Here is a 6,683-nt window from a genome sequence, read left to right as displayed (position 1 = left end):
TAAATTAAGAGCGGAAAAAGTAATGCAAGATAGGCTCTTTAAAAATGATAAAATAAAAGTAATGTGGAACCATACCGTAGAGCAGATTCTTGGAGAAGAAAATCCAAAAAGGGTTGCTGGTATTGCGATTAAATCAGCAGAGATCGATAAAACCCAAGAATTAAAAGTGGATGGAGTGTTCATTGCAATCGGGCATGCACCAAATACGGGTATTTTTAAAGGCTTTGTTGAAATGGATGAGCAGGGTTACATCATTACAAAACCTGGAACAACTTTAACTAGTAGGGCAGGAGTGTTTGCTGCAGGTGATGTTCAAGATAAGGTATATCGTCAGGCAGTAGTTGCAGCAGGAACAGGATGCATGGCTGCGCTTGATGCAGAAAAGTTTTTAGAGTCGTAGTTAATTCTAGGATTTTGAATAAATCGCTTGCAATTTTCCTTTTCTTTTTCATAATTATATTAGTAAATTATTAGGTAGGTTTAATATGCTTTATGGAGGGGATGGGATAAATACTAATGGTTATAGATATAATCAGACAACTTCAAGACAGCTCGATGAACCAACACAAAAGTTATTTAAGGCTATTGATAACGAAAACCCGGAAGCTTTTAAACAAGCTCTGAAAGAAGGTGCGGATGTTAATGCGTTTGATAAGGAGGGCATGACACCTTTGATGTCTATTGTCAATGTCTGCGCTGTCAGCGGTGATGGACAGGCTACGTTAGAGAAAATGGCTAAATTGCTTATACAAAACAGAAGTATCAATATTAATGCTCAGAGTAAGCAATCTGTGTCTACAACACGGACGAGATATGATCCTAGTACACAAAGTGAAATATCAGAATTTATAACAACATCTAATATGCGCAAAGACACAGCTTTACATATTGCTTGTCAAGTTGGGGCTAAAGATGTGGTAAAAATATTGCTCACGCACCCAGATATAAAAACTGATATCAAAAATTATGAATATAAAAGCCCTGAAGATTGTATTGCAAGAGGATTTGAGCGCGTAATAAAATTAGAATTTAAAAAAGCACAAAAAGCAAACGAGTTGTTAGGTGCTCTTTCTAGCAGAAACATTTACCAAGCGAAAAGACCATTAAATCAAGAGTTTAACCCTAATTGCTGGAAAAGAAGCCGAAATGAAGAAATAGAAACGCCGCTTAGCTTAATTATTCAATCATGTTTACAAGGAATAACATCAGATAACAAAGAAGTATTGACAAAACTTTTAAAACATAAAGAGCTAGATTTTAGTCAAATAAAGCCAATACAAGCTATAGAGCAAAATTCGTGGGTGAAGCAAATAATTGAACAAGCCATTACAGAGCGATTAACCGCTACTATTAATAAAAAAGATTTAGATGATGTAAAAAAATTAGTAGAAGATAATTGCTTCATGAGTCATGCAATTGTTACTGCTGCATTGAGGGGTGTTAATAATACAATCGAATCTATTACAAATTATCTAAATGAAAAATTTCCTGCAAATACATTACAACCTTTGGCAAGTACGAATGATATACCGGTAGGTTCTGAGCAAGTTATACAAGAACTTAAAGGTGAACTTGAAAGAACGAAAGCTCAACTCATAGAAAAAGAACGAGAGCTGGATAGGGTCGTACGCGAAAGAACGAGAGGCATTAACAAAATTTCACAGTTAGAAGAAGATTTAAGGCAGGAAAAATCGGCTCAAAAAACAAAAATCAATGATCTAAATAGTGAAGTAACTCGACTTAATAGAATTGTGTATGGAAGAGCAAGCGACACTGTCGAAATTTCACGATTAAAAAGAGATTTGAAACAAGTAAGGGAAGAAAGAGATAGGCTTTCATCAGAAAATAGACTGCTCCGTAGTAATAAAAACGAAAAATCCTCGCAAGCAATTTCTTCTGGTAGAAAACTGAGCAACTACGCTTCTGCATGTTTTATATTGCTTGGAGTATATACTGTTGTTGCATGTTTAGTAATAGAAGATTATCCAGGGATAATAAGTGCTTTCTTTACAGCAGTTGCACTGGCTTTTTTTTATTAGGATGTTGTAGTTTATATAAAGCAAACACAATACTTAGTGATGTTGAAAGCACTCAGCTTGGTGGTTTAGAACGAAGTTAAAGTTTTGATTTCTTCTCCAGGCCCTGCTGAAAATTTTTGTACATGTTAAAAACATCTTGATAATTGAGGTGAGTGTAAATTTGAGTAGTTTCCAGGCTTGAGTGACCAAGCAGTTGTTGTATTGATCTTATGTCAATATCTTCCTGAAGCAAATGAGTAGCAAAACTATGGCGAAATGCATGTGGAGATAAAATTTCTGGTAAATTTAACATTCTCCTTATTTTTTGCAAACGATTGGCCACATAAGTTCTTCCCAATTTTTTTCCTCTTACTCCCAAAAAAAGATATTGTGTTTCATTATTAGTGCCAAGATAAGGACAGGCTTTTACATATTCTTGTATACACTTTTTTACTACCGGAAGAATGAATACCTGCCTTTGTTTATCTCCCTTACCTGTTACTATTAAACTTTCATTGTTAATATCACTAACCCTAAGGTTCAACGCTTCGCTGATTCTTAAGCCTGTACTATATAGCAGGACGATAATCGCAATTTCTCTTTTTACCACCCAAGATTCGCCCAGATCGGATAGTTTCATTTCTTTCAATAAAGTTTTTATATCAGGTATTGATAATGCTTTGGGCAAAGTTCTTCTCTGAATTGGCCTTGATAAGGAAAATACAGCTTCATTGTCTATATTGTGGTTATTTTTTATGTACTTGAAGAAATTTCTGATTACTGAGAGTGCTCGAGTGTTGGATCTTGCGTTTACACCTCTTGCGTAACGAGAGGTAAGCCAACTTCTTAACTCAGGTATGCTTAAATTTTTCAGAGTACCAACATTTACTTCTCCGCCAATGTGAGTATTTAGGAAACTTATAAGATCCTTCAAGTCCCTCATGTATGACTCTAAAGTATTTGGTGAATAAGATCTGTTGCACCTCAGCCACTCATACCATTTTTCAATGATTGAACCGAGGTCCACAATTATTTTTTAAAGAAAGCATCGATGCACGCATCTCGAAAGGCTTCATTTATATCAGGATGAGAGTGACAAATTCTGTATATATCCTCTGCTGCTGCGCCATATGCCATTGCAACCGCTGCTTCGTTTATTAGCGTGTCAGCGTATGCTCCTATGATATGCACACCTAGTATTGTATCTGCTCTGCTACAAGTCAGCACTTTCACGAATCCTTCAGCATCATCAGTGATTTTTGCTCTGCCGTTTGCAGCAAATTGACATTTACCAACTTTGTACTTACGGCCAACACTTTTCAACTCCTCTTCAGTTTTACCGATTGAAGAAACCGCAGGGTGAGTGTAAATGACAGATGGTATGATTTCATAATCAACGTGAGGTACTTGCCCAGCGATTATCTCTGCAACTGCCACTCCTTCTTCTTCTGCCTTATGAGCAAGCATTGCTCCACCGATCACATCACCAATAGCAAATATTCCTTTTACATTAGTTTCATATCTGTTGTTAACTTGAACGAAACCACGACTGTCTTTCTCTATTTTTTCAAGACTCTCAGTGCATGGTTTGCGACCTACTGCAACCAGCACCTTATCTGCCTCTATAGTGTTTGTTTGATTATCTTTTACAGAGCAAACTTTCACACTCAAAGAATTGCTACTTTGTTTTATCTCCTCGACTTTAGTGCTAAGTAAAAATTTTATTCCTTGTTTTTGTAGACTAGAAAGTAGAGACTTACTTAATTCTCCATCCATTGCTGCAGCGATTCTGTCAAAAAATTCTACTACAGTGACTTCAGACCCTAGCCTTCTCCATACAGAAGACATTTCAAGCCCTATTGCCCCGGCTCCGATTACGACAAGTTTTTTTGGTACTTCAGTTAAAGATAGTGCACCGGTGGAAGAAATAATGTCTTTCTCATCGATATTAATTCCTGGCAAAGAAATAACGTCAGAACCGGTTGCAATTACTATATTTTTTGTCTTCAGCACCTTACCTTCAACTGAAACTTCAAGATTACCTTGGTCAAAAGAAGCAAGCCCATTGATTTTAGTGATTTTGTGAAGGTTAAACAGATATTCTATACCTTTTCCAAGTTCCTGAACTCTGGCGTCCTTATAGCCTAGCATTTCTTTTAAATCGAAACTTGCATCCTTAATTTTTATGCCAAGCTTCGACAGATCATTTTTCGTGTGAGCATACTGATAGGAAGAATGAAGTAGTGCTTTGGAAGGTATGCATCCAACTCGCAAGCATGTACCACCAAAAATGCTATTTTTATCTATGCAGGCAACTTTCAATCCAAGTTTTGCAGCAGCGATAGCACACTTATAGCCTCCTGGGCCACCACCTATAACAATTAAATCATAATCAGTCATAAAAAACAAACCTATTTTCTAAAGAATAAACACCTTTTCCCTCAGTTGTTACATATATCTTATTGCGAGTAAACACTGGAGTGTGAAACACATTACCAGGTACTTTGACTACCTTTCCTGCACTTTCAGATCCCGGAAAAGCAAACATTGAACTTTTATTGCTTGTCACCCACAGTGTATGGGCATGCATAATTGGAGCAAATAGTTGCGTATTTTCTATTAAATCAGATGCCCAGACTGTTTCTCCATTTTTTATATCCAGGCCAATTATTTTATCGTCTTTAGTAACTATAAAAATTCTGCCGCCTTCTTTTTGTTTCTCTGCAGGAATAAGAGGACTGTAATATGATTCAATGTCTGATACACTTTTTACTTGCAGTGACTTTGACCATAAAATATTTCCTGATTTTACGTCAATACCATAAATATAAGAATTATTTGTAGCTATTAAAGTATCGCCAAGCACTCTCGGTGTAGTAGTTACATCTGTGAGCTGTGTATCCAAAAGGTTTGTAGCCAATTTTTGGCTCCACAATTTTTTACCGTCTTCATTAAAAGCTATTAACTCACCATTTGAAAATGGTGCTATTATTTTATCATTAGAAATTGCTGGCGATATGGAATACAAACCTCGAACCTCATTGATGCCGTTTTGATAAGTCCAAACGAAGCTGCCATCTTTTATATCAAACACGTACAGATAATTATCAATAGTCAATACTACCAATTTATTGTTTATTACTGCTGCTTTCCCTCTTACTGGAGCTCTCAATTCTTTTTCCCACTGAATCTCGCCGGTTTTTGCATCTATTGTGTGTAGAACGTTATCCACTATAAAGAAAACGTTTCCTCTGTGACGCAATAGGCTCATGTTACTAATTTTTTTTCTGTGTGAGAGGTGTAATTTCCAATTCATAGCCTTTGAGTTATCAATATCAAAGGAATATAAAGCGCCGTGCTTGTCTGATAAAATAACGCTATCTTCTGTAAGCACTGGAGCTACATATCCTTGAGATAGTTTTTTATCCACTAGACTTATTCTCTCGCTTGCCATTGTGTAACTGCTACACAATAACATTATCATGACAATTATTACTTTCATTATTTATTGAAAACAAGATTCATTAATATACATCTTAAGAACCTTAATTACAACGGAAATGTTCTTGCTGCATGTTAAAAACGTTGATTTATGAACGAAATATTATATTATTATGTGAGATAATGTATATTTTTAGAGGTAGTACACCTCATCCACTATGCAGCAACGTGCATAGCTGTATGAACATTGAGATATAAAATAATTTATATCAAGAAGAAAGATGTCATCCAAATAGCCTCTTTTCCTGTCATCCCAGTGCTTGACACTGGGATAGCTTTGTTGCATAGCAACTGAAAAAATCTGGTGGCTACTGACAAAATTCATTATAAATAGCTATTTAACTGTTGAAGAAAAAATATGCCACAAAAAATGAGAGTTAGTAACTGCCATGAATATAACAAATTTCTAGAAAAAAGAGGAAATATTTTTCGTTACATCGATAAAGCTATCGAAAATTGGTATGAAAATAGTCCAAAAATGCAGGGCGGCAACTATATTTATAGTGATAAAGTTGTGATTTTAGTGCATATAATCGTTAATCTTTTTAGAATTGGCTTAAGACAAACAGTCGGGTTTATAAAAGGATATTTGCAACAAATAGGAAGAGATTTGGCAGTTATCAGCTATTCGCAAGCTTCAAAAAAAACTTAATATTAAGATCAATGATTGCAGAATTGATAAAAATAATATGGAAGATATCGAAATTGCCATAGATAGCACAAGCATCAGCATTTATAACAACACACAGCAAGGAAAATAGCGCTGATAGAAAATATCGTGGCTATGAACAGACAAGAAAATTGCATGTAATGTTGAATATAAACAGCAAAAAAGCCATAGCTGCAAAATACAGTAACGGTCTGATCACTATGGAGCTTGCGATTTACTTAAAGGAGTTAATTTTCAGCATGCCATAAAAGCACTATATGCAGACAGAGCATATGACAGACATAAACTCTATAAATTGTGTGATGAATGCGGCATAAAGACAAAAATTCCTCCAAAAAAACAATGCAGCAGAACATCCAAAGTATGGCAGAGAGAAATGCTGCAATTAGACTAATAAAGTCATACAGCGAAGATGGAATGAAGAGGTGGAAAAGGCAAACAAACTACGGAAAAAGATCTTATGTAGAAAGTTTTTTCTCGCGACTGAAACAAAC

The 6,683-nt window shown here is 35.6% G+C and carries 5 protein-coding genes and 1 pseudogene; 3 read left to right on the top strand and 3 right to left on the bottom strand.

Annotation, left to right across the window (positions count from 1 at the left end; all coding sequences use genetic code 11):
• Together JR312_RS05475 and JR312_RS05470 are read left to right on the top strand one after the other, a co-directional pair.
• Nucleotides 1–400 (top strand): FAD-dependent oxidoreductase (locus tag JR312_RS05475; RefSeq protein ID WP_416647920.1); only part of this gene is annotated, 400 nt, incomplete at its 5' end.
• A gap of 85 nt (nt 401–485) precedes the next feature.
• Nucleotides 486–2,039 carry an ankyrin repeat domain-containing protein gene (locus JR312_RS05470; protein WP_416647919.1) on the top strand — a complete coding sequence of 518 codons (1,554 nt, stop codon included), beginning with the start codon at nt 486–488 and terminating at the stop codon, nt 2,037–2,039.
• A 76-nt stretch (nt 2,040–2,115) separates the two neighbouring features.
• Here the strand turns inward: JR312_RS05470 and JR312_RS05465 are convergent, their stop codons facing one another.
• Genes JR312_RS05465 through JR312_RS05455 form a run of 3 tightly spaced genes read right to left on the bottom strand, consistent with a single transcriptional unit; the run spans nt 2,116 to nt 5,520 of the window.
• The gene (locus JR312_RS05465; RefSeq protein ID WP_264374007.1) at nt 2,116–3,045 is read right to left on the bottom strand and encodes a tyrosine recombinase XerC; all 930 of its coding nucleotides are present in this window, start codon (nt 3,043–3,045) and stop codon (nt 2,116–2,118) included.
• A 2-nt stretch (nt 3,046–3,047) separates the two neighbouring features.
• Complete coding sequence (gene lpdA, locus JR312_RS05460; protein WP_151808033.1) at nt 3,048–4,418, bottom strand: dihydrolipoyl dehydrogenase; 1,371 nt, start codon at nt 4,416–4,418, stop codon at nt 3,048–3,050.
• Nucleotides 4,411–5,520 (bottom strand): outer membrane protein assembly factor BamB family protein, encoded by a 1,110-nt coding sequence (locus tag JR312_RS05455; protein WP_416647918.1) that lies wholly within the window; start codon nt 5,518–5,520, stop codon nt 4,411–4,413. The genes lpdA and JR312_RS05455 overlap by 8 nt, the downstream gene beginning before the upstream one ends.
• A 357-nt stretch (nt 5,521–5,877) precedes the next feature.
• Between JR312_RS05455 and JR312_RS05450 the strand changes: the two are divergent.
• Nucleotides 5,878–6,683, top strand: a pseudogene (locus JR312_RS05450) (IS5 family transposase); the annotation flags it as partial.

The organism is Wolbachia endosymbiont of Nasonia giraulti (assembly GCF_048054155.1).
Taxonomy (GTDB): domain Bacteria; phylum Pseudomonadota; class Alphaproteobacteria; order Rickettsiales; family Anaplasmataceae; genus Wolbachia; species Wolbachia pipientis_C.
This window is presented reverse-complemented; position numbering and strand designations above follow the sequence as displayed.